16 protein-coding genes are annotated in these 25,089 nt (G+C 69.3%); 6 read left to right on the top strand and 10 right to left on the bottom strand.

Features of this window, described 5'->3' with window-relative positions; all coding sequences use genetic code 11:
* Nucleotides 1–10: 10 nt before the first annotated feature.
* Both wecC and IEV99_RS02780 read right to left on the bottom strand, forming a co-directional pair.
* Nucleotides 11–1,357 carry a UDP-N-acetyl-D-mannosamine dehydrogenase gene (wecC, locus tag IEV99_RS02785; RefSeq protein ID WP_188516194.1) on the bottom strand — a complete coding sequence of 449 codons (1,347 nt, stop codon included), beginning with the start codon at nt 1,355–1,357 and terminating at the stop codon, nt 11–13.
* Between the two features lie 133 nt (nt 1,358–1,490).
* Nucleotides 1,491–3,563 carry a GumC family protein gene (locus IEV99_RS02780; protein WP_188516193.1) on the bottom strand — a complete coding sequence of 691 codons (2,073 nt, stop codon included), beginning with the start codon at nt 3,561–3,563 and terminating at the stop codon, nt 1,491–1,493.
* Between the two features lie 222 nt (nt 3,564–3,785).
* Here IEV99_RS02780 and IEV99_RS02775 point away from each other — a divergent pair, with 222 nt between their 5' ends.
* On the top strand, nt 3,786–4,892 hold the full coding sequence (locus tag IEV99_RS02775; protein WP_188516192.1) for a glycosyltransferase family 4 protein: 1,107 nt from the start codon (nt 3,786–3,788) through the stop codon (nt 4,890–4,892).
* Here the strand turns inward: IEV99_RS02775 and IEV99_RS02770 are convergent.
* The 3 genes from IEV99_RS02770 to IEV99_RS02760 are packed head-to-tail and all read right to left on the bottom strand — an operon-like array spanning nt 4,889 to nt 8,066.
* Nucleotides 4,889–6,148, bottom strand: coding sequence for a glycoside hydrolase family 5 protein (locus IEV99_RS02770; protein ID WP_188516191.1), 1,260 nt, complete (start codon nt 6,146–6,148; stop codon nt 4,889–4,891). The genes IEV99_RS02775 and IEV99_RS02770 overlap by 4 nt on opposite strands.
* Nucleotides 6,145–7,455 (bottom strand): VpsF family polysaccharide biosynthesis protein, encoded by a 1,311-nt coding sequence (locus tag IEV99_RS02765; RefSeq protein WP_188516190.1) that lies wholly within the window; start codon nt 7,453–7,455, stop codon nt 6,145–6,147. The genes IEV99_RS02770 and IEV99_RS02765 overlap by 4 nt, the downstream gene beginning before the upstream one ends.
* 8 nt (nt 7,456–7,463) lie before the next feature.
* Nucleotides 7,464–8,066, bottom strand: coding sequence for an exopolysaccharide biosynthesis polyprenyl glycosylphosphotransferase (locus IEV99_RS02760; RefSeq protein WP_244643505.1), 603 nt, complete (start codon nt 8,064–8,066; stop codon nt 7,464–7,466).
* 318 nt (nt 8,067–8,384) lie between these two features.
* Here IEV99_RS02760 and IEV99_RS02755 point away from each other — a divergent pair, with 318 nt between their 5' ends.
* Nucleotides 8,385–9,833 carry a glucosamine inositolphosphorylceramide transferase family protein gene (locus tag IEV99_RS02755; protein WP_188516188.1) on the top strand — a complete coding sequence of 483 codons (1,449 nt, stop codon included), beginning with the start codon at nt 8,385–8,387 and terminating at the stop codon, nt 9,831–9,833.
* A 69-nt stretch (nt 9,834–9,902) separates the two neighbouring features.
* On the opposite strand, the gene wecB is transcribed toward IEV99_RS02755, so the two are convergent.
* Complete coding sequence (wecB, locus tag IEV99_RS02750; protein ID WP_188516187.1) at nt 9,903–11,081, bottom strand: non-hydrolyzing UDP-N-acetylglucosamine 2-epimerase; 1,179 nt, start codon at nt 11,079–11,081, stop codon at nt 9,903–9,905.
* 212 nt (nt 11,082–11,293) lie between these two features.
* Here wecB and cobU point away from each other — a divergent pair, with 212 nt between their 5' ends.
* On the top strand, nt 11,294–11,830 hold the full coding sequence (gene cobU / locus IEV99_RS02745; RefSeq protein ID WP_188516186.1) for a bifunctional adenosylcobinamide kinase/adenosylcobinamide-phosphate guanylyltransferase: 537 nt from the start codon (nt 11,294–11,296) through the stop codon (nt 11,828–11,830).
* Here the strand turns inward: cobU and treZ are convergent.
* Nucleotides 11,827–13,725 carry a malto-oligosyltrehalose trehalohydrolase gene (treZ, locus tag IEV99_RS02740; RefSeq protein WP_210318610.1) on the bottom strand — a complete coding sequence of 633 codons (1,899 nt, stop codon included), beginning with the start codon at nt 13,723–13,725 and terminating at the stop codon, nt 11,827–11,829. The two genes, cobU and treZ, sit on opposite strands and share 4 nt — an antisense overlap.
* 190 nt (nt 13,726–13,915) lie before the next feature.
* Here treZ and IEV99_RS02735 point away from each other — a divergent pair, with 190 nt between their 5' ends.
* The 3 genes from IEV99_RS02735 to IEV99_RS02725 all read left to right on the top strand — a co-directional run bounded on the left by IEV99_RS02735 (nt 13,916) and on the right by IEV99_RS02725 (nt 17,138).
* Nucleotides 13,916–15,520: an alpha-amylase family glycosyl hydrolase gene (locus IEV99_RS02735; RefSeq protein WP_188516185.1), complete on the top strand. Its 1,605-nt coding sequence runs from the start codon at nt 13,916–13,918 to the stop codon at nt 15,518–15,520.
* A 135-nt stretch (nt 15,521–15,655) separates the two neighbouring features.
* Nucleotides 15,656–16,417, top strand: a complete 762-nt coding sequence (locus IEV99_RS02730; RefSeq protein WP_188517618.1) for a nucleotidyltransferase family protein — start codon at nt 15,656–15,658, stop codon at nt 16,415–16,417.
* On the top strand, nt 16,410–17,138 hold the full coding sequence (locus tag IEV99_RS02725) for a metallophosphoesterase family protein (protein ID WP_244643497.1): 729 nt from the start codon (nt 16,410–16,412) through the stop codon (nt 17,136–17,138). Before IEV99_RS02730 ends, IEV99_RS02725 begins: the two co-directional genes overlap by 8 nt.
* Nucleotides 17,139–17,152: 14 nt before the next feature.
* Here the strand turns inward: IEV99_RS02725 and IEV99_RS02720 are convergent, their stop codons facing one another.
* The 3 genes from IEV99_RS02720 to treS all read right to left on the bottom strand — a co-directional run bounded on the left by IEV99_RS02720 (nt 17,153) and on the right by treS (nt 25,079).
* A complete protein-coding gene (locus IEV99_RS02720; protein ID WP_244643761.1) occupies nt 17,153–19,453 on the bottom strand; it encodes a methyl-accepting chemotaxis protein in 2,301 nt (766 codons plus the stop codon).
* A gap of 116 nt (nt 19,454–19,569) precedes the next feature.
* Nucleotides 19,570–21,819, bottom strand: a complete 2,250-nt coding sequence (gene glgB, locus IEV99_RS02715) for a 1,4-alpha-glucan branching protein GlgB (protein WP_371875761.1) — start codon at nt 21,817–21,819, stop codon at nt 19,570–19,572.
* Nucleotides 21,819–25,079 carry a maltose alpha-D-glucosyltransferase gene (gene treS, locus IEV99_RS02710; protein ID WP_188516182.1) on the bottom strand — a complete coding sequence of 1,087 codons (3,261 nt, stop codon included), beginning with the start codon at nt 25,077–25,079 and terminating at the stop codon, nt 21,819–21,821. The genes glgB and treS overlap by 1 nt, the downstream gene beginning before the upstream one ends.
* Nucleotides 25,080–25,089 lie beyond the last annotated feature (10 nt).

The raw sequence follows: 25,089 nt of genomic DNA, 5'->3' as shown, positions 1-25,089 counted from the left end.
CGCGGCCGGATCAGTTCGCGTCGGGCTGCAGCAGGCCGACGGTGTCGACCACGACGCGCGAGGCGAGCGCGGCCCGGTCGATCATCCGGAACTTGCTGTGCGCCACCAGGATCACGACGAGGTCGGCCTCCGCCACGGCGGCGGCGCAATCCACCAGCGCGACGTCGGGCCGGCCGGCGAGTTCGTCCGGCAGGCGGGCGATATTGGGCTCGGCCACCAGCAGGCGGCCCACGTGACGATCGGCCAGGATGCGGGCGATCTCGACGGCCGGGCTTTCACGCAGGTCGTCGACATTCGGCTTGTAGGCGAGCCCCAGCACGGCGATCGCGGGCTCGCGGAACCGCTTGGCGAGCTTCTGGACGCGGTTGGCGACCCGCTGCGGCTTGCCGTCGTTCACTGAACGCGCCGCCGCGATCAGCGGCGTCTCCTCCGGCATGGCCTGGTGGAGGAACCAGGGGTCGATCGGGATGCAGTGGCCGCCAACGCCGGGACCGGGCGACAGGATGTTGACGCGCGGGTGAAGGTTGGCCATCCGGATTACCGCCCAGGGATCCACGCCCATGCCTTCGCACAGGATCGAGAGCTCGTTGGCGTAGGCGATGTTGACGTCCCGGAAGGCGTTCTCAGCCAGCTTGGCGCATTCGGCCTCGCGGCTGGTGGCCAGCATCATCTGCCCCATGGCGAAATGGGCGTAGACCTCGCGGGCCCGCAGCGCGCTCGCGTGATCGAGCCCGCCGATGATGCGGGCGTTGTCGACGAGCTCGCGCAGCGTCTGGCCGGGCAGGATGCGCTCCGGGCAGTAGGCGACGAGGATGTCGGACTGCTCGGGAGCGTGATCCGGGAAGGTGAGGTCCGGACGGAGACGGCGCAGCTGCGCGGCGGCGCGCTCGGTGGTGCCGACCGGCGAGGTGGACTCGATCACGATCAGGTCGCCGCGCTTCAGCACGGGGGCGACCGACGCCAGGGCGGACTCGACGGCCCGCATGTCGGCCTTCTTGTCGCGATTGATCGGCGTCGGCACCGCGATCAGGAAGGCGTCTGCGGGCTTGGGCGACGAGCAGGCCTCGAGCCGCCCGGCCTGTACGACCGCGCTCAGGATCATGTCCAGATCGGGCTCGGCGATGTGCGCGCGGCCCTCGTTGATGCGGGCCACGGCCTCGGCCTTGAGGTCGACGCCGATGACCTTGAGGCCGCGCGAGGCCAGCAGCGCGGCGGTCGGCAGCCCCACATAGCCGAGACCCACGACCGACACGGTCTCGATCGGCCGGCGCCCGTTCGGGCCGACGCTCGAGGCGCTCTGGGCCGGGCTGCGGTCCGGGGCTTCGAAGGTCGGCTGGGGGGCGTTGAAGGGGGCCATGGCTCGCATCTCCTGACGTCGTGTCCCGCGGCGGGGCGGGGATGGGGTGTTGCAACCTATGGTCGCAATCCCGGCGCCAAGGTTGTGCGTCCCGGCTTGGCACACCGCCGTGATGAGGCGCGCCGGGCGGCGGTCAGGCGAGGACGATCCCGCGGATCTTGCCGCGTACGGCGTCCAGCAGTTCGAGGGTGTCCTGGAGGGTGTCGCGCCGGGTCACGCCCGGGGTGGCGACCAGGATGATGTCGTCCGCCGCTGTCGCGAAGGACAGGGCAGCCGGGTGCGTGGCCGGCGTCCCGGCGTCGAGCACGAGCCGGTCAAAGCCGCGGGCCGGTCCCATCAGGGCGGACCCGACAAGGTCGGGCGACGGCCGGCCAAGGCCCGGCGCGGCGGCGAGCACGCCGAGCCCTGTTTCCTCGTCCACCACCACGGCGCGGTCGAGCGTGCAGCGCCGGCCGATCACGTCCGCCAGCCCGTGCTCGGGCATGGCCTCCAGGTCGCGGCTGAAGCCGGCCTCGCCGTCCGCGTCGACCAGCAGGACGCGGCCTTCGTCCCTTGCCGCCGCGGCCGCGAGGTTGAAGGCGAGCTGCGTGCGCTGGAAATTCGGCTCGACCGAAAGGAACAGGATGCTGCGCGAGGCGAGCCGCGACGTGCGCGGCGCCCGCGTCAGATCCAGCAGCCTGTAGACAAGCGCCGCCATCGCGCCGCCCGGCTCGTCGATCACGAACGTGCGCAACGCGCCGCGCCGGCGCGCCTTGGCGTCCGCCGCCAGCACGCCCAGCACCGGCAGGCGCGACGCCGCGGCGAACTCGCTCTTGCGGTGCAGCGTGCCGTCTGTGAGCTCGCGCAGGAGAGCGGCGCCCACGCCCAGCATCAGGCCTCCGAACACGCCTCCGGCGAGAATGAGCGAGCGCGACAGGCCGGTCGGGCTCTGGCTCGCAATGGCGGGCGAGATCACGCGGGAGTTGGAGGTGTCGATGCCCTGCTGCTCGGAAATTTCCTTGGCGCGCTGCAGGAAGGTGGCGTAGATCGCGCGGCTCGCCTCGGCCTGGCGCTCCAGCTCGCGCATGCGCACCATGGCCTCGCCGCTGTCGTTGGCGGCCGTCTTCAACTTGTCGAGCGTGCGCGAAAGGCTGTCCTCGGCCTGCCGGGCGCGGTCGTAGTCGGCCTCCGCGGAGCGCGCCAGTCGGGTGAGTTCCCCGTCGAGCTGACGGCGCACGTCCGCGACCTGCGCGCCGATGGCGGCGGCCTCGGGGTGGCGCGGGCCGAGCCGGGCGCCGATGTCGGCCTGCTGGCGCGTGGCGTCGGCATACCGCCCCTTGAGCTGCGCCACCACGGCCGAGCTTGCCGCATCCGGCACGTCGCCCATGGCGAGCGGCTGGCGGCGGAGCTGCTGCACCTGGTCGAAGCGGGCCCGGGCGTCGGCCGTGCGGGCGCGCGCCGAGACGAGCTGCTTGCTGATCTCGGCGATCTGCTGCTCGGGCACGAGGCTGCCGCTGGCGCCGATGAGGTCGTTGCGCGAGCGGTACTCGGCGACGAGCCGCTCGGCGTCCTGCACGCGGACGCTAAGCTCGCCGATGCGCGAGGCCAGCGCGCGCGAGGCGCGCTGGGACGCCTCGACCTTTCCGGCGGCCTCCTCCTGCAGGTAGACGGCCGCGATCGCGTTGGCGATGCGGGCCGACTTCTCGGCGCTGAGCGTCCAGACCGACACCTCGACCACGAAGCTCTTGTCGGCGCGTTTCACGGCGACGCGCTTCTCCAGCGTGGTGAGCGCCGTCAGGTAGGGCTCGGACGTCGGCCTCTGGCCGATGAATTCGGAATCCTGGTCAAGGCTCTCCCGGGCCACCACCTTGCCGAGAATGCTCGACGAGCGCAGCACGCCGAGGGCCGTTTCGGCGTCCGTGGCGGTGAGCTCGGCCGCCTGCACGCGCAGCGTCGCGTCGGGGCGCACCACCTGCAGCTCGCGCGGGTCGGCCAGCAGCTGCACCGTGCTGGCGAAGCGGGGCTTCAGCAGCGCCGCCCCGGCCGCCGCAGCGATAAGGCACAGGAGCATTGGCGCGAGCAGATGCCATTTCCGGCGGAGCAGCATTCGCCCCGCGCCCCGCATGTCGATCGTGATCGCTTCGGCGACCCAGCCGCGCGAACGCTCGGGCTCCTGCGCGGGTCGCTCGGCGGCGTTCTCCCAGCGATGGTGCGTGACGATGCTCATGCGCGACGGCTCCGGATTGGACAAGGTCCGGATCTCCAGGCCGATCGTTTGCGCCAGGATGAGGCGGCTTCGTGCCAACCTGATGCGCGCGGGCGACCGCATGGAGATCCCATCGCGAGCGCAGCAAAGCGTATGCCTACCTCAGGTTGCTGTATCGGTTGCACGGCAACCCAACCTTAAGCACCAGCGTGCTAATCGCCGCGTCTGGGCAAGGCGAGGACGATGGCGTCAGCAGAGCATGCCGCGAGGCCCGTGCGGGTCCTCGTGGTCACCCCGACCGGCATGGCGGGTCAGGGCGGCATCGATCGGCTGTACTTCTACCTGCGCCAGGTCGAGGCCGTTCGCGGCCCGCAGGGCGTCGAGATGCTGTATTTCGCCGCGCGCGGCCCGGCCGAGGGCTGGCGCTCGATGCTGGGCTTTCCGGCCAGGGTCGCAGCCTTTCTGTGGACGCTGGTGGTGAAGGGCGTCGACATCGTCCACCTGAACCACTCCACGCATGGCAGCGTGTACCGCAAGGCCGTTCTGGCCATGTTGGCCGGGCTCGCGGGCCGGCGGGTCGTGATCCACTTCCACGGTATGGTGACGGCCCAGGACCAGGCCGCGCGGCCGCCGTGGTTTCGCATGCTGGGCTGGATGGCGCGCGACGCCGACCGGATCATCGTGCTCGGCCGATACTTCGCGCCGTTCTTCTCGCGGGCGCTCGGGGCCGCCCCGGAGCGCATCGTCGTGATCCCGAACGGCATCCCGGATTTCGCGCCCGACATTGCGCCGCCGAAGCCCCACCACGGCGCGCCGCTGATCCTCTTCGCCGGCGAAGTCGGCTCGCGCAAGGGCGCCGACCTCCTCGTGGACGCGCTCGAAAAGCTCGCCGCGATCACGCCGCACTGGCGCTGCGTGATGGCGGGAAACGGCGACGTTGACCACTATCGTGCGCGGGCGGCGGAGGCCGGGCTCGCCGAGCGGGTGTCCTTTACGGGCTGGGTGGACAGCGACGCCGTGCACGGCCTGATGCGCGAGGCCGCCATCGTGGTGCTGCCGTCGCGGGTCGAGGGGCTGCCGCTGACCTTGCTGGAAGGCGCCTGCGCGGGCGCGGCGCTGGTCGCCTCGGATGTCGGCGCCATCCCGGATGTGGTGGTCGACGGCGTCACGGGTGCGATCGTGGCGCTCGACCCGCAGCACATCGCGGCGCGCCTGGCCGAGCTGCTGCTCAGCCCCGAGCGGCTCGGCCGCGCGCAGGCCGCGGCGCGCGACTCCTTTGTGCAGCATTACGAAATCGGCCGCTTCGCCGACCGGCTGCGGGCGCTCTACCTGGAGATGGCGCGCGCCTAGGCGCGCAGCCCCAGCGCACGCAGCTGCACGGCGTCGAAGGCGGTGGAGTCGTCTGTCTCCACCAGCGCCATGCCGCCATAGCCGGTAACGGCCCACAGCGCCCAGGCGAAGCCGTTGGCCTCGGCTTCCACGCGCACGTCCGTGAGCCAGCGCTCGCGTGCGCCGTCGTCGGCGGCCCGATAAGGCCCGTAGGTGCGCGTCACGCCGAACTCGCCGAGCAGGATGCGGGAGCGGTCGACGCCGCTGCGGGCCGCCCAGTCCGAGACGGAGCGGAAATCGCGCCAGATCGCGGCGCGGTCGAAGCCGGAGTCGAGATAGGCCGTGGCGGACGCCTTGGCCCCGCGCAGGGCCGCGCCCCGCTGGGCGGCGCTGAGGCCGGGCTCGGCCGCGACCTGACGGACGATATGGTCCAGCGTGGCGGCGCGATCCGCGCCTGCGGCCGGGTATGGCAGGCTGGACATGTAGCGCCAGAAGCGCGCATCGCCCTGGTCGGCCTTCACGCCCTGGTGCGTGAACACGTGCGGGGCATAGTAGTGGAAGGTCCACCACACGTCGCTGCCGCGAAACGGCGTGGCGTCGAGCGCCAGCAGCCCGTCCTTGTCTCCTCCCCGCGCGCCCGAGAGCACGATCGGCACCCTCGGGGCGGCCGTGCGCGCACGCGCGTGCAACTCCACCAGCATGGCCTGCCAGCGCGCCGTCGAGCCGGCGTCCCAGCCGTATTGCGGCTCGTTCATGAGTTCGAGCGCGACGCGCGGCGTTTCCAGCGCGGCCAGCTTTCCGGCGATGCGCGCCAGCATGTCCGCATAGGCGGTGAACAGCGGCGAGCCGAGCGTCGCGGTGATCAGCTCCGGCGCGTAGGCGGGAACCTGGCTGACCGGATGAAAATCGACGATCACCCCGAACCCGGCGTCCAGCAGCCGCCGCACCTGCGTCAGCAGCATGCCGTCCAGCGCGTCGCGCTTGTCGCCCTCGAACTGCAGGAAGGGGCCGGGATCGATGGTCACGCGGATGAAGTCGAAGCCGGCGCGCACGAGGTTGCGCAGGATCGCGTCCGGCGTCTGGTGAGCAGGTCCGTTGAAGGGCGGCCACGCGAAGCGGGTTTTGTCAGCAGCCTCCACGGTCGCCCAGTTCAGCAGGTTGTGGATGCTGGCGCCACGGCGGAAAACGGGCCCCGCCGCCCGCAGCGGCGGTGCGGCCGCGAGGGTCGCGACGCCGGCGGCCATGGCCAGGAGCCCGCGTCGGGTGAGACGGCTCACGACGCGCGCCTCAAGACAGGACTCGCCTCGCGGCCGTAGCGGCCGTAGGCGAGCAGATAAACGATCATCATGAGCACTGCCTGGTTCTTGGATGCGAGCGTGTTGTTGGAGAGAGCGCAGAGCAGAAACGCGACGACGCCCATCGCGGTCCGCCAGTTCTGGCCGGCGACGAGGCGCCAGAAGGTCCACAGGATCGCGCCGAACAGCACGGCGGCCCCGATCGCGCCGAACTGGAACACGAACATGATCACCGGGCTCTCGATGAACTCGAAGCCGAGCTTCTCGAAGGCCAGCTTCTTGATCCAGAGCAGGTCGGCGCCGAGGAGGATGTCGCGCCAGGTCACCATGGAAAACAGGCGGTAGATCTCGACGCGCGCGTTGGCGCTGTCGTCCACATAGCCGTCCGTAATGAAGCGCTCGAGCAGGCCAAGCTGCGCCATGACGGGCAAGGCGATCGGGATCAAGGCGAGCAGCCCCAGGACGATCAAGCCCCTGATCTGCAGGCGCCGCGTCGGGTTGGGGTCGCGGATCGGAGCCGTCACGGCGCTCGCGAGGGCGACCGCGGCGCAGAGCAGCGCGCCCGTGCGTGCTCCCGCCGCGAAGGCGGCGACCACCAGCAGCGCCATGGCGGCGGCTTTGCTCCAGGCAGGCCAGCGCGTGAGCATCACGAACGCGATCGATCCCGCGTTGAACAGGCCGACGACCAGCGGGTGGGAGGTGAGGCCGGTCGGCCTGAAGCCGTTCTCGTCATAGGGGTATGGCAGGAGCCGGTGCCCCGTGGCCTTTTCGGCCAGCACCACGAACGAGCTCAGCAGCATGAAGGCGAGGAGCGCATCGCCGACGCCGCGACGCCACGCCGGCGTCAGCAGCAGCATCAGCGCGCCGGCCAGCGCGGCGCTCACATAGGTGTCGACCAGGAAGCCGGCCGAAACGCTGTTGCCCGACAGGACCACAATGGCGGTGAGGCCGAACACCACGCCCACCAGAGCGCCCATCTGGCGCAGCACGCGCGCCTCGGCGGGCGAGAGCACGATGCGTGTGGTCAGCAGCGCGAAGCCGAACAAGACGACGCCCAGGTAGGTCGCGATGTGGATCTTCTCCACCACGGACCCGCCGTCGTTCGAGTAGTTGATCACCGCGTTGAGAAGGTTTTCGGAAAGCACGAAGCGCGACAGCAGCGCGGCCGCGACGCCCCAGGACAGCACGGTGCGGAGCAGCGGACGATCGTCGGCCGGCGCCCATGGATCCGCTCCCGCCGACGCCTGCGCGAGGCCGGCGCTGGTCAACACAGTGTGAGGACGGGCCATGCGCCGGCTCAAAACGCGTTTCGGGACGCGGCCGGAAAGGCCGTAAGGGCGAGGATCTTGAGGTCCAGCCAGAACGAGCGCCCGTCCACATAAGCGAGGTCGAGCTCGACCCGGCGGCGCATCTTGTCGACCGTTTCGGTGGGGCCGCGATGGCCGTTCACCTGCGCCAGGCCGGTGATGCCCGGCGTGACGCTGTGGCGCCGCGCATAGCCGGGGATCAGCACCTCGTAATACCGGTTGTGCGAAACCGCGTGGGGCCGTGGCCCGACAAGCGACATCTCGCCCATGATGACGTTGAAGAGCTGCGGCAGCTCGTCGACGCTGGCGCGTCGCAAAACGGCTCCGATGCGGGTGAGGCGCGGGTCGAGCCGAATGGCCTGACGGACGGTCTCCTCGTCCTCGACGCACGTCATGGTGCGAAATTTCCAGATCCGGAAGGCGGCGTGGTCGAGCCCGTGCCGCGTCTGGCGGAAGAAGACCGGCCCGCGGCTCTCCAGCTTGATCGCGATCGCAACCATGATCAGCGCCGGCGAGAGCAGGACCAACCCGAGTGTGGCGAAGACGAGGTCGAACACTCGCTTGGCGACGGACCGGCGCGATTTCCCAGCCACGCGACGCACGCTGGGGCGGAGCGGTATCACCCGGGAGTCCTCTCTCGGAACATGGATTTCCGGTTGTGTTTTCTTTCGGAACGATGCGTCGCGAAAAGCAGCGTTGGGGCGTTCGGACATCGGACGTTTCCAGTTGCAGTGCGGAGATTTGCAACCTCTGTGCCCGTATTGCGTGTGGCCGGGATCGAGCGCGACTTCTTAACCTTGGGACGCTGTAATGTTCGGCGCGGACCGGCGCACGATTGCGCTGGAGCCGCGTGTGTCGAATTCTCATCAAATGACGCGAATTGCTCCGCGCTGCGTCCCGGAGAGGGGTGAATGAAGATCGCGCTGCGCCTGCCGGCGGGCCCTGCTCTGCGATGGCATCTAGGGCTGGCCGAGCGGCTGCGTTCGGCGGGGCATCGCGTCGTCGTTCAGCACGGGACGGCGCCGGCCAGCCTGCCGGCCGACCTCGCCGCGCTCGTCTGGTTCGAGCGGCGCGTCTTCGGCCGCGCGCTCTCGGCGCTGGATCCCGCGCCGGAGCTGCAGTCGGACCTCGTGGACGACGCTCCGATCGATCTCGTCATGGACCTGACCGGGGGGGATCCGGCGGAGGCCGGGCCGGCGCTGCGGCCCGAATTCGACGGCGCGCCGGGCTGGCCGGCCCTCTACGCGGCTCTGCTGGCGGAGCGATCGCCGACGCTTTCCGTGCGCCGCATTCCGGCCGGGCGGATCGCCGCGACCGGGCTGGCGGCCCTGCCCCAGCCGGCGCTGTTGTCCTCCAGCCTCGAAGCCGTCCTGGCCCGCCTGTCCCTGCTGCTCGTGTCCGCCGTCACGGCCGTGGGCGGCGTGGAAACGGCTGCCGCCCCGCCTGCGCCGGACCACACAGGCGCGCTCACCTTCGGGGCGTCGCAATTCGTGCGCGGGGTGGAGCGCAAGATCCGCTCGCTGGCCGAGCATCCGGCGCATTGGCGGATCGGCTGGCGCAAGGCGGGAGCCGGCGAGGACCTTTATGATCGGCAGGCCTGGCCGGCGAACGGGTATACATGGCTGCAACCGGGCGCCGGGCGCTATGTCGCCGATCCGTTCGTGATCAGCCGGGGCGGCCAGTTCTGCGTGTTCTGCGAGGTGTTCGACTACGCCGATCCGCGCGGCAAGATAGGCGTGTTCACGCTCGACGCCGAGGGCCGGGCAGGCCCGCTCAGCATCGTGCTGGAGCGACCTTATCATCTCTCCTACCCGTTCGTGTTCGAGCGCGACGGGCAGGTCTGGATGATCCCCGAGACCTACGAGAACCGCAGCGTCGAGCTTTACCGGGCCGAGCGCTTCCCGGATCGCTGGGTGAAAGAAGCCGATATCCTGACGGGCGTGGAGCTGTCGGACGTCACATTGGCCGAGCATGACGGCCGGTTCTGGATGTTTGCGGCCGACACCGCCGGCGGCCAGACGAGCTGGGACGCGCTCAGCCTGTTCATGGCGGACCACTGGCGCGGGCCGTGGACGCCGCATCCGCTGAACCCGGTGCTGGTGGACGCCCGCGCGGCGCGGCCGGCCGGCATGCTGGAGCGGCGGCGCGGCGTCCTTTTTCGTCCCGCGCAGGATTGCCGCGGCGGCTATGGGGCGGGCCTCTCGATCTGCCGCGTGGACCGGCTCGATCCGGAAGGCTTCAGCCAGACCGTGCTCGCGAGCCTGCCCCCGATCGGGCTTCGCGACACGGGCGCGCATACGCTGAACATCGGCGGCGGTATCGAGGTGGTCGACCATTGCGCCCCGATGCGGCGGCGCTAGCGCTGGCGCCGCGCATACGGGAACCCCGGCGCGGGGAGCGCCGGGGCGTATGACGGCGGACTTGCGCCGTCAGCCGATCGCGAGGGCGAGCTGCCCCATCTCGACGGCCGGGATCGGCAGTGGCGAGACGCCGGACTGGCCGAGCAGGTCGGCCACGATGCGTGCCGCGGCCTTGCCGTCGCCAAAGGGGTTCGCGCCCGTCGCCATGGCGGCGTAGCGGCGGCGGTCGCCGAGCAGGTCGGCGACGTGGCCGACAATGCGGGCCGGATCGGTGGAGACCAGGCGGGCGACGCCGGCCTCCACGGCCTCCATGCGCTCGCTGGTGTCGCGCATCACCAGCACGGGCTTGCCCAGCGCGGGCGCTTCCTCCTGCACGCCGCCCGAGTCCGTCAGGATCAGGGACGCGCGCGTCATCAGGTAGACGAAGCTGCGGTAGTCCTGCGGCTCGATCAGCGACACGTTCGGCACGCTGGCGAGCAGGTCGAACACCGGTTGGCGCACGTTCGGATTAAGGTGCACCGGGTAGACGATCTGCACGTCCTCGCGCGCGGCGAGCTGGCGCAGCGCCTCGCAGATGCCCAGGAAGCCGTCGCCGAAGCTCTCGCGGCGGTGCCCGGTGACGAGGATCATCCGCTTGGCGGGGTCGATCCAGTCGAAGCGGCCGTCGAGCTTGTCGCGGATCGGCCCGGGCGCGGAGACCTCGTCGGCCACGTGCAGCAGCGCGTCGATCACGGTGTTGCCGGTGACCATGATGGAGGAGGCCGGATAGCCTTCGGCCAGCAGGGCCCGCCGCGCCTTTTCGGTGGGGGCGTAGTGGCGGTCCGTGACCACCGCGGTGACGCGACGGTTGGCTTCCTCGGGCCAGGGGCTCAGGAGGTTGCCGGTGCGCAGGCCCGCCTCGACATGGCCGACCCGGACCTTGTTGAAGAACGCCGTCAGCGCCGCCGCCGTGCTGGTGGCGGTGTCGCCCTGCACGAGCACGAAATCCGGCCGGTAGGCGCGCATGATCGGGTCGAGGCCGGTGAGCACGCGGGCCGAAATGTCGGCCAGCGTCTGGTTGCCGGTCATGATGTCGAGGTCGTCGTCGGGCTTGATGTCGAAGATCGCCAGGGTGTCATCCAGCATGCGCCGATGCTGGCCGGTGACGCAGACGCGGGACTCGACGCCCGGCATGGCGCGCAGGGCCATCACGATCGGGGCCATCTTGATGGCTTCCGGGCGGGTTCCAAATACCGAGAGGATACGCATACGGGCCTCGCTGCTGCGGCCGCGCGGGCCGTCTCGTCACAGCGGGAGGTGAGCAAGGCGGAGGCCACGCTTCAGCAGATTTGCAACCTCCGATTGCGTATCGAAGCGCATCAACCTGCTCGTCTGACGGGTTCCGAACGGGACGGGCGCCCCAAACCGAAACAGTCGCCGCCGGGGTGGACAGGGCGGCGCCGTTGCGGTTCATCTGCGGGATGAGCCTCCCTCCCCTCACGCTGGTTCTCGGCGGCGCCCGCTCGGGCAAGAGCCGCCATGCCGAAGCGCTGGTCACCGCCATGCCGGCCCCCTGGCGCTATGTCGCCACCGGGCAGGCTCTCGACGCCGAGATGGAGGAGCGCATCGCGCTGCATCGCGCGCAGCGCGCGGTCGGGTGGATCACCGTGGACGCGCCGCTGGAGCTGCCGGAGGTGCTGGAGCGGATCGGCAAGGCGCCGCCGCCGATCCTGGTGGACTGCCTGACGCTGTGGCTCACCAACCTCATGCTGGGCGAGCGCGACCTCGCGGAGGCGTTCGACCGGCTCGAGGAGGCGCTCCAGGCGAGCCGTGCGCCGATCGTGCTGGTGAGCAACGAGGTGGGGCTGGGCATCGTCCCCGACAACGCGCTGGCGCGCCGCTTCCGCGACGAGGCCGGCCGGCTGCACCAGCGCCTCGCCGCCCGGGCGGACCGTGTGTTGTTCGTGGTGGCCGGCCTCCCGATGGTGGTGAGGGACGCGGCCGGCTCCGCCGGCTAGGGCTTCGCCTTGGCGGCGTCCGGCAAATTCTCCGGCGCCAGCGCGACTGCCGCGTGGCCGGGGATGCGCCAGCCGTTGTCGCCCTCGATCACGGGCGTTCCGCCGCCGCCGTAGTCCGCGTCGTCGCTCGACCACAGCCGGCGCCAGCCGCAGCCTTCGGGCGGAGCCGCGAGCGGCTCGGCGAGCGATGGCGCGGCGATGTCGCGGCCGAAATTCACCAGCAGCAGCCGGTCGTCCCCGTCTGGGCCGAAATAGCGCAGCAGAAACGCCTCCGGGCCGATCACCGCTCCGTCAAGGCCGTCTCGGCCCTGCGCGGCGAACACGGGATCCTGCCGGCGAAGCCGCAGAAGGTCGCGATGCAGCGCCAGCGTCTCCTGATTGCGCTCGCACTCGGCCCAGTCGAGCACGCAGGCCTTGAACGTCTCGAGCGCGCCCGGGTCCAGGGTCCGGGCGCGCGGATCCTCGCCGATGCTCTGGAACTGGTCGAGAAAGGTGCGACGCCCCTTGCGGACGAGCTCGGCGAGCTCGGGCGTGTGATGGGCGAAATACACGAACGGGTTGCTGGCTCCAAATTCCTGTCCCTGGAACAGCATCGGGGTCCCGGGCAGCAGCAGCAGCAGCGCCGTTGCGGCGCGCAACTGGCCCGCGCCCGTGCGGCGCGACAGTCGATCGCCGGGCGCGAAATTGGCGACCTGGTCATGGTTCTCGAGGAAGTTCACAAACTGCTCGGGCGCAAGGCCGCGCGCCGGCATGCCGCGGCGCTGCTTCTGCCAGCCGTAGCGCTGGCCCTGGAACAGGAAGCCGTATTTGGCGGCCGACACGAACTCCTGCGGGGCGCCGGCGTGGTCGGTGAAATAGGCCTCCGCGCGCCCGGTCAGCGCCACGATGGCGGAATGGTGCCAGTCGTCGTTCCAGAGCGCGTCGAACCCATAGCCGCCGTCCGCAATGGGTCGCGCCAAGGTCGAATGCTGAGGCTCGTTCTCGCCCACGATGATCACCGGACGGCCGGGAGCCGCCTCGCGCGCCGCACGGGTCAGCGCCGCCAGGATGTGCTCGGGGCTGTCGTCCACGAAAGCCTGCGTGGCGTCCACCCGCAGGCCGTCGAAGTGGAACTCGTCGATCCAGTAGGCCGCATTGGCGAGCACGAACTCGCGCACGCCGGCCGCGCCCTCGCCGTCGAAGTTCACCGACTCGCCCCACTCGTTGGCGTGCTTGTCGCTGGTGTAGGGCCCGAAATGGGCGAGGTAGCAGCCGTCCGGCCCGAAATGGTTGTAGACCACGTCGAGGATGACGCCGAGCCCGAGGCGATGAGCCTCGTCCACGAAGGCGCGAAGGTCATCCGGCGATCCGTAGAGCTGCGTCGGCGCAAACAGGTCGACGCCGTCATAGCCCCAGCCGAAGCGGCCCGTGAAGGCGTTCACGGGCATCATCTCCAGCACGGTGACGCCGACATCCTTCAGGAACGGGAGCTTGCGGGCCGCCGCCGCCCAGGTGCCCTCGGGCGTGAAGGTCCCGACATGGAACTCGTAGACCACCTGCCCGCGCAGCTCGACGCCCTTCCAGCCGTCGTCGCGCCACCTGAACGCGGCCGGGTCCACCACCGCCGATGGACCATGCGGGCCGTCCGGCTGCCAGCGGGATGCAGGGTCCGGGTAGGCCTCGCGGCCGTCGATGCGGTAGCGATAGCGCGAGCCGACGCCCGCGGCCGCCGAAACGATCGAGAAATACCCGCTTCCGTCCGGAGCCATCGGCTCGTCGGCCTGCCCGTCGATGACGAGCGCCACCCCGGAGGCGCGCGGCGCCCACACGCGAAACGATACGCCGCCGTTCACCGGTTCCGCCCCCACGGGATAGCGGCGCGCGCCGCCCTCGCGGGTCCCCCAGGCCATAGTCATCACGTCCACTCCGTCGCCGAGGCTTCTGGCCTTTTCTGGCGCGGATGAAACACCGCCGCGGCGGAGCGGTTCCGGGTCCGCGGGCGGGAACCGTCGCGGCGTTGAGGCATTCGCCCGGTACGCTGAACAGATGGACACATCCCCGCGCGCCGTAGCCGCGGCGGCATGGATTCGCGAGAAGGAGAGCCGCATGGCGGAACGGACGTGGTGGAAGCGCGGGATCGTCTACCAGATCTACCCGCGTTCCTTTCAGGACTCGAACCGCGACGGCGTCGGCGATCTCGAAGGCATCCGCCAGCGGCTCGACCACCTGACATGGCTGGGCGTCGACGCGCTCTGGATATCGCCAATCTACCCGTCGCCGATGTGCGACGGCGGCTATGACGTGGCCGACTACCGCGACATCGACCCGTTGTTCGGCTCGCTCGACAGCTTCGACGCGCTGATCGCCGACGCGCATGCGCGCGACCTGAAGGTGATCCTCGACTTTGTGCCGAACCACTCGTCGGACCGGCATGCCTGGTTCGCGGAAAGCCGGTCGTCGCGCGACAACCCCAAGCGCGACTGGTACATCTGGCGCGATCCGGCGCCGGGCGGCGGGCCGCCCAACAACTGGATCAGCAATTTCGGCGGCAGCGCGTGGCAGTTCGACGAGGCCACCGGCCAATATTACTACCACGCGTTCCTGAAGGAGCAGCCGGACCTGAACTGGCGCAATCCGCAGCTGCGCGAGGCCATGTTCGACACGCTCCGCTTCTGGCTCGACCGCGGCGTTGACGGTTTCCGGGTCGACGTGATCTGGCACCTGATGAAGGACCCGGAGATGCGGGATAACCCGCCGAATCCGGGCTACGCGCCGGGGCAGCCGGACATCAACCGCCTCCTCCAGATCCATTCGGCCGACCACCCCGACATCTATGGCGTGCTCGCCGGGATGCGGCAGGTGCTGGACGCCTATCCGGACCGGGTGCTGATCGGCGAGATCTACCTGCCGATCGAGCGGCTGGTGACCTATTACGGGCCGGATCTCTCGGGCGCGCACCTCCCGTTCAATTTCCAGCTCATCCACGCCACGTGGCGGGCGCGCGACATCGAGGCGCTGGTGCGCGAGTACGAGGAGAAGCTGCCGGAGGGCGGCTGGCCCAACTGGGTGCTCAGCAACCACGACCAGCCGCGCATCGCCACACGGGTCGGTCAGGCGCAGGCCCGCATCGCCGCCATGATGCTGCTGACGCTGCGCGGCACGCCGACGCTCTACTATGGCGACGAGCTCGGCATGCCGGCCGTCCATATCCCGCGCGACCGCGTGCAGGACCCATGGGAGAAGAACGAGCCCGGCCTCGGCATCGGCCGCGATCCGTCGCGCACCCCCATGCCGTGGGACAGGAGCTTCAATGCGGGCTTCTCGGAAGTGGAGCCCTGGCTGCCGCTCAATCAGGACTGGCACACCCGCAATGTCGCGGTGATGAAGGAGGACCCGACCTCCACGTTGACGCTGACGCGCCGCCTGATCGCGCTGCGGAACGAGCGCAAGTCGCTGACCGTCGGGCGCTACGCCCCCGTGCTGGTGGACGACCACGTGTTCGTGTACCGGCGCGAGGCCGGCGACGAGCAGGCGCTGGTGGCGCTCAACTTCTCGGGCGAGGACCAGACCGTGACGTTGCCGCAAGGCGCGCAGCTCGGCGCGGTGCTGCTCTCCACGCTGGGCGGACGAGAGGGCGAGCGAACGGGCGCGAAGCTTCATCTGCGCGGCCACGAGGGCCTCGTGATCGAGGCGCATCGCGAGCCGCACTGAGCCAAAGGAACCGGCGCCCGCCAGGGCGTGTTGTCGAACGCGGCCGGCTCAGCGCCGTGTTCGGAACACGCCATGGCGACGCCGCAGGATTCCAAGGTCCAGACCCCGCCCTCCGCCGAGCACGCCACGCTCCCGATGGACGCCAAGGCGACGCCGGTGCTGAAGCATCCGGAGGCCGAGGCGTTCTATATCGAGGCCCTTGCGGAGCTCACCCGACTGGGCACGCCCTACCTGCTCGCCGGCACCTACGCGCTCAGCGCATACACGGGGATTTCGCGGCCCACCAAGGACCTCGACATCTTCTGCAAGGCCGGCGACTACCAGCGCATCCTCGCGCATTTCCAGTCCATCGGTTATGCGGTGGAGATCGAGGACGAGCGCTGGCTCGGCAAGGTCTACAAGGGCCAGCACTTCTTTGACGTCATCTTCGCGTCTTCCAACAGCACCATGCCGGTGGGCGACAGCTGGTTCGAGCATGCGCGCCAGATCGAGGTGATGGGCTTGCCGGTGCGCATCGTCGGGCCGACCGAGCTTGTTTATTCCAAATGCTTCATCCAGCTGCGGCACCGCTATGACGGGGCCGACGTCGCCCACACGATCCTGAAGGCGCACGACCTGATCGACTGGCGCCGGCTGCTGGCCCACATGGAAGTGCACTGGGAGGTGCTGCTGATCCACCTCCTGAACTTCCGCTGGGTCTACCCGACCGAGCGCGACAAGGTTCCGAAATGGCTGATCGACGAACTTCTCGATCGGCTGGGCAACCAGCGCCAATTGCCGCCGCCGCAGATGAAGGTGTGCCGCGGGCGCATGTTCTCGCGCATCGACTACGAGATCGACGTCAAGGAATGGGGTTTCGCGGATGTCGGAGGAGAAGGCGAGTGGCGCAATGAGTGAGGCGCAAGACCGCAAGACCATCACGGTGGCGGCGATGGGCGACCTCCACGTGAAGGAAACGTCAGCGGGCGCCTATCGCGACCTCTTCGCCGAGGTGTCCAAGGTCGCGGACGCGCTGGTGCTCGCCGGGGACCTAACCGATCTCGGCAAGCCCAAGGAGGCCGAGGTGCTGGCCGCCGACCTCAAGGCCTGCTCCATCCCGGTGATCGCCGTGTTGGGCAACCACGACCACGAATGCGGCGGCGTCGACGAGGTGAAGCGCATCCTTCGCGACGCCGGCGTCACCATCCTGGAAGGGCAGACCTGCGAGGTCGGCGGCGTCGGCTTCGTCGGCGTGAAGGGCTACGGCGGCGGTTTTGGGCGGCGCATGCTCGGCTCCTTCGGGGAAAGCGCCACCAAGAGCTTTGTTTCGGAGGCCATGAACGAAGCCATGTTGCTGGAGAACGGCCTGCGCCAGGTGCGCAGCGAACGCGCCATGGTGGTGCTCCACTACGCGCCCATCGCCGAAACCGTCGAGGGCGAGCCGGAAGAGATCTTCCCGTTTCTCGGCTGCTCGCGGCTGGCCGAAACCATTGACCGCTTCAAGGTCACGACCGTGGTGCACGGTCACGCGCATCGCGGCCGGTATGAAGGCAAGACGCCGGCCGGGATCCCGGTGTTCAACGTCGCGATGCAGATCGAAAAGCCGAGCGGGAAACCCTACGCCCTTTTTGAGATCTGACCCGGCCGGCCGGGCTAGAACTCGTCCCAGCTTCCGCCGACCGCCTTGGCGAGCTTCGGCGCAGGCGCGGCGGCGCGCGCCCCAAGCTTGGAGGCCGGCGCGCTTTGCCTGGAGGCTTTGGCGGGTGGCGTAGGCTTGGCCGACGCCGCGGCGCTCACGCGGGCAGGCTTCTTCTCGCCCGTGTTGAATGCCTCGGCCAATCCGCGCAGCCGCTGCATCTCGGTGGAGAGCTGCCCCGAGGAGGCTGCGCTCTCCTCCGCCAGCGCGGCGTTCTGCTGGGTCATTTCGTCGAGCTGCGCCACCGATCGCGTGATCGCCTGGATGCCGCTCGCCTGGTCGCGGGCGGCCGCTGAGATCTCGGCGACGCTGGACGCTACGGTCGCGGAGGCGTCGACGATGCGTCCCAGCGTATCGCCGGCGGCGCGCACCAGCCGCACGCCGTTGGTGACCTCGGCGTTGGAGGTTGCGATCAGGTTGGTGATGTCCTTGGCGGCGCCGCTGGAGCGCTGAGCCAGGGTGCGGACTTCCGACGCCACCACGGCGAAGCCCTTGCCGGCTTCGCCCGCCCGTGCCGCCTCCACGGCCGCGTTCAGCGCCAGGAGATTGGTCTGGAAGGCGATGTCGTCGATCACGCTGGTGATTTCGGAGATGCGCCGGCTGGTCTGGTCGATGCGCTCCATGGCCTCCACGGCGTCGGCTACGATCACGCCGCCCTCGCGCGCCACCGAACGCGCCTGCTCGGCCATCTCGGCCGCATGGCCGGAAGCCTCGGCGCTGGCGCGCACCGAAAGGGCCAATTCATCCACGGTCGCGGCGGTCTGCTCCAGAGAGTGCGCCTGCGTTTCGGTGCGCTGGGAAAGGTCAACCGCGCCGCTGCTGATCTCGCGCGAGGCCTCGGCGACTTCGGTCGACATCCGCTGGATCTCGGAAACGGTCTCGGCGAGACGGTCCACCGTACGGTTGATGCTCTCGCTCAGCGCGCCCAGCCCGCCGCGGTAGTCGCGCCGCACCAAAGCGGTGAGATCGCCGTTGGCGACGGCGCCCAGAACGGATGCAAACTCCTGCACGGCTTCCTCGACGCGTGTCGACAGCGCGTTCAGGCCCGAGCTCATGTCCTTGGCGAAGCCCTGCTTGTCGGCCAGTTGGATGCGCTTGGAGAAGTCGCCCTCGGCGGCCGCGCTGGCGAGTTCGGCCAGTTCTTGGTCGGCCGCCACGATGGCGGTCATGTCCTCCCAGATCAGCATGGCGCCGAGCCGTTCGCCGTCCGGTTTCACGATGGGCGAGACCACGATGTCGAAGGTGCGCGAACCGGCCCGGATGCGGGAGCGATGGCTGCCGCGCAGTTGAGTGACCATGCCGTTGACGCGGCTCGGGTCGCGGTGGAAACCGTCCAGCCGGGAGCCGATCACGGCGTCGGGATCGAAGCCCGGAGAGAGCAGACGGAACTCCGGCAGGTGATCGCGCATCAGCTGCAGCACGGCCGGGTTGGCGTAGACGATGCGGCCGTCATTGTCGGCCGCCAGGACATTGATCGGGCAGGTGTCCAGCGCCGCGCGGACGCGGGCGGCGTCGACGCCGTTGGCCCGGAAGATCCGCATCGCGGCCGCGAGTTCGCCGAGTTCATTGCCGGCGTTGCGGTCGGCGACGCGGGCCAGGATGACCTCGCCGTCGCGGTCGACCAGCGAGCGCGCCAGCGCGCTCACGCCGTTGATCAACGCGAACCGCAGCCAGAAGAACACGCCGGCGAGCGCCAGCATGATGATTGCGCTGGCCACGCTCGTCTGCCACTGCAGCACGTTCTGGCGGCGAGCGGCGTTCTCCTCGGCCTCCTTGTTGGCGTCCTCGATGAGGTCGCCCATCTTGTCCATCGCGACCGCGAGGTCCTCGAACACGGTGGCGAAGCTACCCAGGCGCGACTCGGCTTCGGCCGGGTTCGAGAAGGCCAGATCCACAAGCTCGCGCGCCTTGCGGACATAAGCGCCAGTGAGGCGCAGCAGCTCCGGCTTGGCGGCGCTGACGGCGGGGCCGAGCTCGGTATCCGGAATGCCCTGGATGCCGGCGTCCAGCTGAGTGATTGTCTTTTCGAGTTCCTTGACGGTGTCGCTGGAGTCCGCCGCCTTGCGCCCGCCGTCATGCAACGCAACGTACACAATGGCGCGAATGCCGTCGTGATGCATGTCCGACAGCGTCTGTCGGCGCAACACGCCCGTCAGCTCGCGCATGTGTTCAACCGATTGCTTGGTGGTCGACACGCTGTAGATCGTCGAGAGCCCCGAGGCCGCTCCCACTACAGCAAGCGCGCCGAATGCGAGCATGCTCACCGTTTTCAAGCTCAGACGCAGGCGCATAATCGTCCCCGGCAACCTCAAGGTCCGGGTAAATTACCTTTTGCTAGTTAGTGAATTATAAAAATTTGACCGATGCCCATGCTCTAAGTTGCGACTCGCTCCAGCACAATCGTCGCAAGCGGCGGACACGTGAGCACAACCGAGAACGGCTGGCCGTGGCTCTCCTGCTCAACGGCCTCGATGCCGCCGAGGTTGCCCAGGCCGCTGCCGCCATACATGTCGGCGTCGGTGTTCACGACCTCCCGCCAGAAGCCGCCCGCCGGGACGCCGATGCGGTAGCCGGCGCGCGGCACCGGGGTGAAGTTGCACACCACCACGGCGGGCTTCTCGCGGTCCTTGCCGTAGCGCGCGAAGGCCAGCACCGAGTTGTCGCGGTCGTCGGCCACCAGCCAGGCGAAGCCGGCGGCGTCCGAGTCGAGCTCATGCAACGCAGGGATCTGCCGATAAGCGCGGTTGAGGTCGCGCACCAGTGCCTGCACGCCCCGGTGCAGCGGGTCGGACAGGAGATGCCAGTCGAGGCTGAGGTCGTGGTTCCACTCCCGCTCCTGCGCGAACTCGCCGCCCATGAAAAGCAGCTTCTTGCCGGGGTGCCCCCACATGAAGCCGAAATAAGCGCGCAGGTTGGCGAAGCGCTGCCAACGGTCGCCCGTCATCTTGCCGAGCAGCGAGCCCTTGCCGTGCACCACCTCGTCGTGGCTCAGCGGCAGCACAAAGTTCTCCGTGAAGGCGTAGAGCAGCCCGAAGGTGAGGTCATGGTGGTGGTAGCGCCGGTGAATGGGCTCCTTGGACATGTAGCGGAGCGTGTCGTGCATCCAGCCCATGTTCCACTTGAAGCCGAAGCCGAGCCCGCCCGTGTAGGTGGGGTGCGACACGCCCGGCCAGGCGGTGGACTCCTCGGCGATCGTCATCGCGCCGGGCGCCACCGAATAGGCGGTCTCGTTCATGCGGCGCAGGAAGTCGATGGCTTCCAGGTTCTCGTTGCCGCCGTAGCGGTTGGGCACCCACTCGCCCGCCTTGCGCGAATAGTCGAGGTAGAGCATGGACGCCACCGCATCCACGCGCAGGCCGTCGAGATGGTAGCGCTCCAGCCAGAAGCGGGCGTTCGCGACCAGGAAGGACTGCACCTCGGCGCGGCCGAAATTGTAGATGTAGGTGCCCCAATCCTGGTGGAAGCCCTGGCGCGGGTCGGCGTGCTCGTAGAGATGCGTGCCGTCGAAGCCGCCGAGCCCGTGCGGGTCGTTCGGGAAATGCGCCGGAACCCAATCCAGCATGATGCCGAGGCCAGCCTCGTGGGCGGCGTTGACGAAAAAGGCGAAGTCTTCCGGCGTGCCAAAGCGGCTGGTCGGCGCGTAGAGCGACACCGGCTGGTAGCCCCACGAGCCGTCAAACGGGAACTCGGTGATCGGCAGGAGCTCTATATGCGTGAAGCCCATGTCGCGCACATAGGGGACCAGGCGGTCCGCCATCTCCCGGTAGGTGAGGAAGCGGTCGCCCTCCTCCGGGATGCGCGCCCAGGAGCCGAGGTGGCATTCGTAGATCGAGATCGGCTTGAAGCGGGGGTCGCCCTCGCCGCGCTTGGTCATCCAGTCGGCGTCGCTCCAGGTCTGCGCGGGCTGGCCGTGCAGGATCGAGGCGGTCGCAGGCGGCTGTTCGGCCTGAAACGCGACCGGGTCGGCCTTCAGCGGCAGGAGCCCGCCATTGGCGGCGCGGATCTCGAACTTGTAGCGTCCGCCCGGCGCGATCTCGGGCAGGAACAGCTCCCAGATCCCGGCGCCGTGGCGCAGCCGCATGGGATGGCAGCGGCCATCCCAGCCGTTGAAGTCGCCCACCAGGCTGACGCGGCTCGCGTTGGGAGCCCAGACCGCGACCGCGAAGCCGTCCACCTCGCCGAGCTTGCGCGGATGCGCGCCGAGCGAGCGGTAGATCGTGTCCCCGCCCGGATCGGCGATGTGCGCCAGGTCGTCGTCGCTCAGCACGTTCAGAAACGAATAGGGATCGTAGACAACCGCGGTGGAATCCGCGGTCTCGATCCTCAGGCGGTAGCCTGGCCGCCCGCCCGACTGGAAGCGCCCGACAAAAAAGCCCGCGGGGTGGCGGCGCTGCATGGCGGCGAGCTCGGTGTCGCCGTCGAGGCCGACCACCCAGACCCGCAGGGCGCGGGGCAGCATGGCGCGGACCTCCCACAGGTCGGGGCCGACCTGATGCGGGCCGAGAATGCCGAAGGGGTCGCCATGCGACGCATGCGCGACTGCGGCGATCGCCTCGGGGGCGAGTTCGGCGGCGTTGGAAGCCGTGTCGCCGGCGGCTTCGGTCGTCATGTTCCGGCCTGCCATCAGCGCACCACCTCTCCATCCAGGATGCTCAGGACGCCGCGGACCGGAATATCGATCCATTCGGGCCTGTTGTCGGCCTCGTAGCCGACCTCGTAGAGCGCCTTCGACAACAATTGCAGCCGCAGCAGCGCAGTGCGGGTGGCGTCGTCGCCCACCCATGCGCGGCTGCCCTGCGCGACTTCCGCATAGGCGGCCAGGAACACGCGCTCCACCAGCGTGAGCACGTCGTGCGCCGCCGTCTCCACGCGCCCGGCCCCATCCGGCAGCCGGCCCTGGATGTCGCGCAGCGACGTCTCCACCGCATACGCGAAGGAGCGCAGCATCCCGGCGACGTCGCGCAGCGGCGACGACTTCATGCGCCGCTCGTGCACGGGCCGCGAGGGCTCGCCCTCGAAGTCGACGATCAGAATGTCGTCGCGCACGATCAGCACCTGGCCGAGATGGTAGTCGCCGTGGACGCGGGTCTTGGTCGCCAAAGCGGGTTCGCGGCGCAACGTGTCGATCAGCGCGAAAACCTCGTCGCGCCGTTCCCGCAACGCCGTGATGGCGGTTGCGGACGCATCGCTGACCGCAACCGTACGGCCAAGGCCCTCGAAGGCCCTCTCGGCCAGCCGGCGCGCGTCGTCGCAGATGTGGTCCACGTCCGCCATCGTGAGGGGCTCGGCCGCGAAGGCTTCGTCTTCCGTCTCGGTCGCGAAGGCCAGATGCATCTCGGCCGTGCGACGGCCGAGAATGCGTGCGTAAGGCAGATAGGCCGCGAAGGTCTCGTCCACCGGGTCCGCGACATCGGGAGCGATCAGGGCGAGATTCTCGAACTCGCGCCCCAGCGCATTCAGGGTCCAGCTCCAGGCGTCGCCCTGGTTGCGCACGAAACGCTGCAGGATGCCCAGCGACGTGCTGGTTCCGTCCGGATCGACCGCCTCGATGGAGCCGAGGTAAGGCGGCGTCGCCTCGAAGCCCGCGACCTCGGTGAGGAAGCGCGCCACCTCGATCTCGGGGTGCACGCCCGGCTGGACGCGACGGTAGATCTTCAGCAGCAGCTTGTCGTCGAACGCGATCGAGGAATTGCTCTGCTCCGCGCCAAGGCGACGGATCTCGAGCTGGTCCAGCCCCTGCTCTTCGGCGAGGGCGGGCGTGCCCGTGAAGCGGATCTCCGCGCCCTTGTGGGTCTTGAGGCTGTCGCCCCGCTGCATGGCCTCCACGGCCGCGAGCGCGAAGTCGGGCGCCGCGTCGGCGTCCACCACCAGGCCCGTACGGGCGCCGCGCCGCACCTTGGCGACCGCATAGCCGAGCAGATGCTCCTCCTCGCGGCCTTCCAGCACCGCCAGCGGCGTGAAGTAATGCTGCGTCTCGCCGCCCTTCAGCTCCACGGACAAGCGCGGCAGCAGGTAGCTGCGGCCCTCACGCTCCATCAGCGCGTGATCGGTGACCTCGACGCGGTCGATGCGCCGCCCCTTGCCGGCGAACCAGCGACGGCTGGGCAGGAAGCCCGCCGCCACGGTGCGCTCGAACGCGGCGCGCTCGCGACCCGCCAGCAGGCTGTCGGCCGCGCCCGTGAGCACGAGCGTGAACAGCTCGGGCTGGGGCTTGGGCCCGAAGCGCCCCTCGGCGGAGGCCGCCTGCGGGCGCAACTCGAACCAGTAGTAGCCGTAGGCCGGCAGCGTCAGCAGGTACGGGAGGTCGCCGACGGGCGGGAACACCGAGCCGGCGCCCATCTCCACAGGGTTGGCGCCCTTGAACTCCGCGAGGTCCAGCTCCACGGCCTGCGGGGCGCGCGACACGTTCACGACGCACAGCACCTTCTCGTCGCCGAACTCGCGCAGATAGGCCAGCACCTTGCGGTTGCTCGGGTAGAGGAAGCGAAGCGTGCCGCGACCAAACACCTTGTGGGCGCGACGCACCGCGATCATGCGGCGGGCCCAGTTCAGAAGGCTCGCCTGCGTGCCGAGCTGCGCCTCGACGTTCACGGCCTGGAAGCCGTGCAGCGGATCCTGCACGGCCGGCAGGAACAGTCGGGCCGGGTCGGCGCGGCTGAAGCCGCCGTTGCGGTCGGGCGACCACTGCATGGGCGTGCGCACGCCGTCGCGGTCGCCGAGATAGATGTTGTCGCCCATGCCGATCTCGTCGCCGTAGTAGAGCACCGGCGTGCCCGGCATCGACATCAGCAGCGAGTTCATGAGCTCGATCTTGCGCCGGTCGTTCTCCAGCAGCGGCGAGAGCCGGCGGCGGATGCCCAGGTTGATGCGGGCGCGGCGCTCGGAGGCGTAGAAGCTCCAGAGGTAATCACGCTCCTGGTCGGTCACCATTTCGAGCGTCAGCTCGTCGTGGTTGCGCAGGAAGATCGCCCATTGGGCGTTTTCGGGGATCTCGGGCGTCTGGCGCATGATGTCGGTGACCGGGTGCCGGTCTTCCTGCGCGATGGCCATGTACATGCGCGGCATCAGCGGGAAATGGAACGCCATATGGCATTCGTCGCCATCGCCGAAATACTGCGCGGTCTCCTCCGGCCACTGGTTGGCCTCGGCCAGCAGCATGCGGTCCGGGTAGCTCTCGTCCAGCGCGGCGCGGATCTTCTTGATGACCGTGTGGGTCTCGGGGAGATTCTCGCAGTTCGTGCCGTCGCGCTCGATGAGGTACGGAATGGCGTCCAGGCGCAGGCCGTCCACGCCCATGTCGAGCCAGAAGCGCATCACGTCGATCACGGCTTCGAGCACGCGCGGGTTGTCAAAGTTCAGGTCCGGCTGGTGGCTGTAGAAGCGGTGCCAGAAGTAGGACTTGGCGATCGGGTCCCAGGTCCAGTTCGACTGCTCGGTGTCGAGAAAGATGATGCGGGTGTCGACGTATTTGCGGTCCGTGTCCGACCACACGTAGAAGTCCCGCGCAGCCGAGCCCGGGCGCGCCCGGCGGGCTCGCTGGAACCAGGGATGCTGGTCCGAGGTGTGGTTGATCACCAGCTCGGTGATCACCCGCAGCCCGCGGTCATGCGCGGCGCGCACGAAGCGGCGGAAGTCGCGCATGGTCCCGTAGGCGGGGTTGATGTCGCGGTATTCGGCGATGTCGTAGCCGTCGTCCTTCAGCGGCGAAGGGTAGAACGGCATCAGCCAGATGGCGGTGACGCCCAGGTCCTTGATGTAGTCGAGCCGCTTGGTGAGACCCTCGAAATCGCCGACGCCATCATCGTTGGCGTCGAAAAAGGACTTCACATGGACTTGGTAGATAATGGCGTCTTTGTACCATTGGGGGTCGTTACGTTCGATCATTCCGGCCCCT

Source organism: Alsobacter metallidurans, assembly GCF_014636935.1.
GTDB classification, from domain to species: Bacteria; Pseudomonadota; Alphaproteobacteria; order Rhizobiales; family Beijerinckiaceae; genus Alsobacter; species Alsobacter metallidurans.
This window is presented reverse-complemented; position numbering and strand designations above follow the sequence as displayed.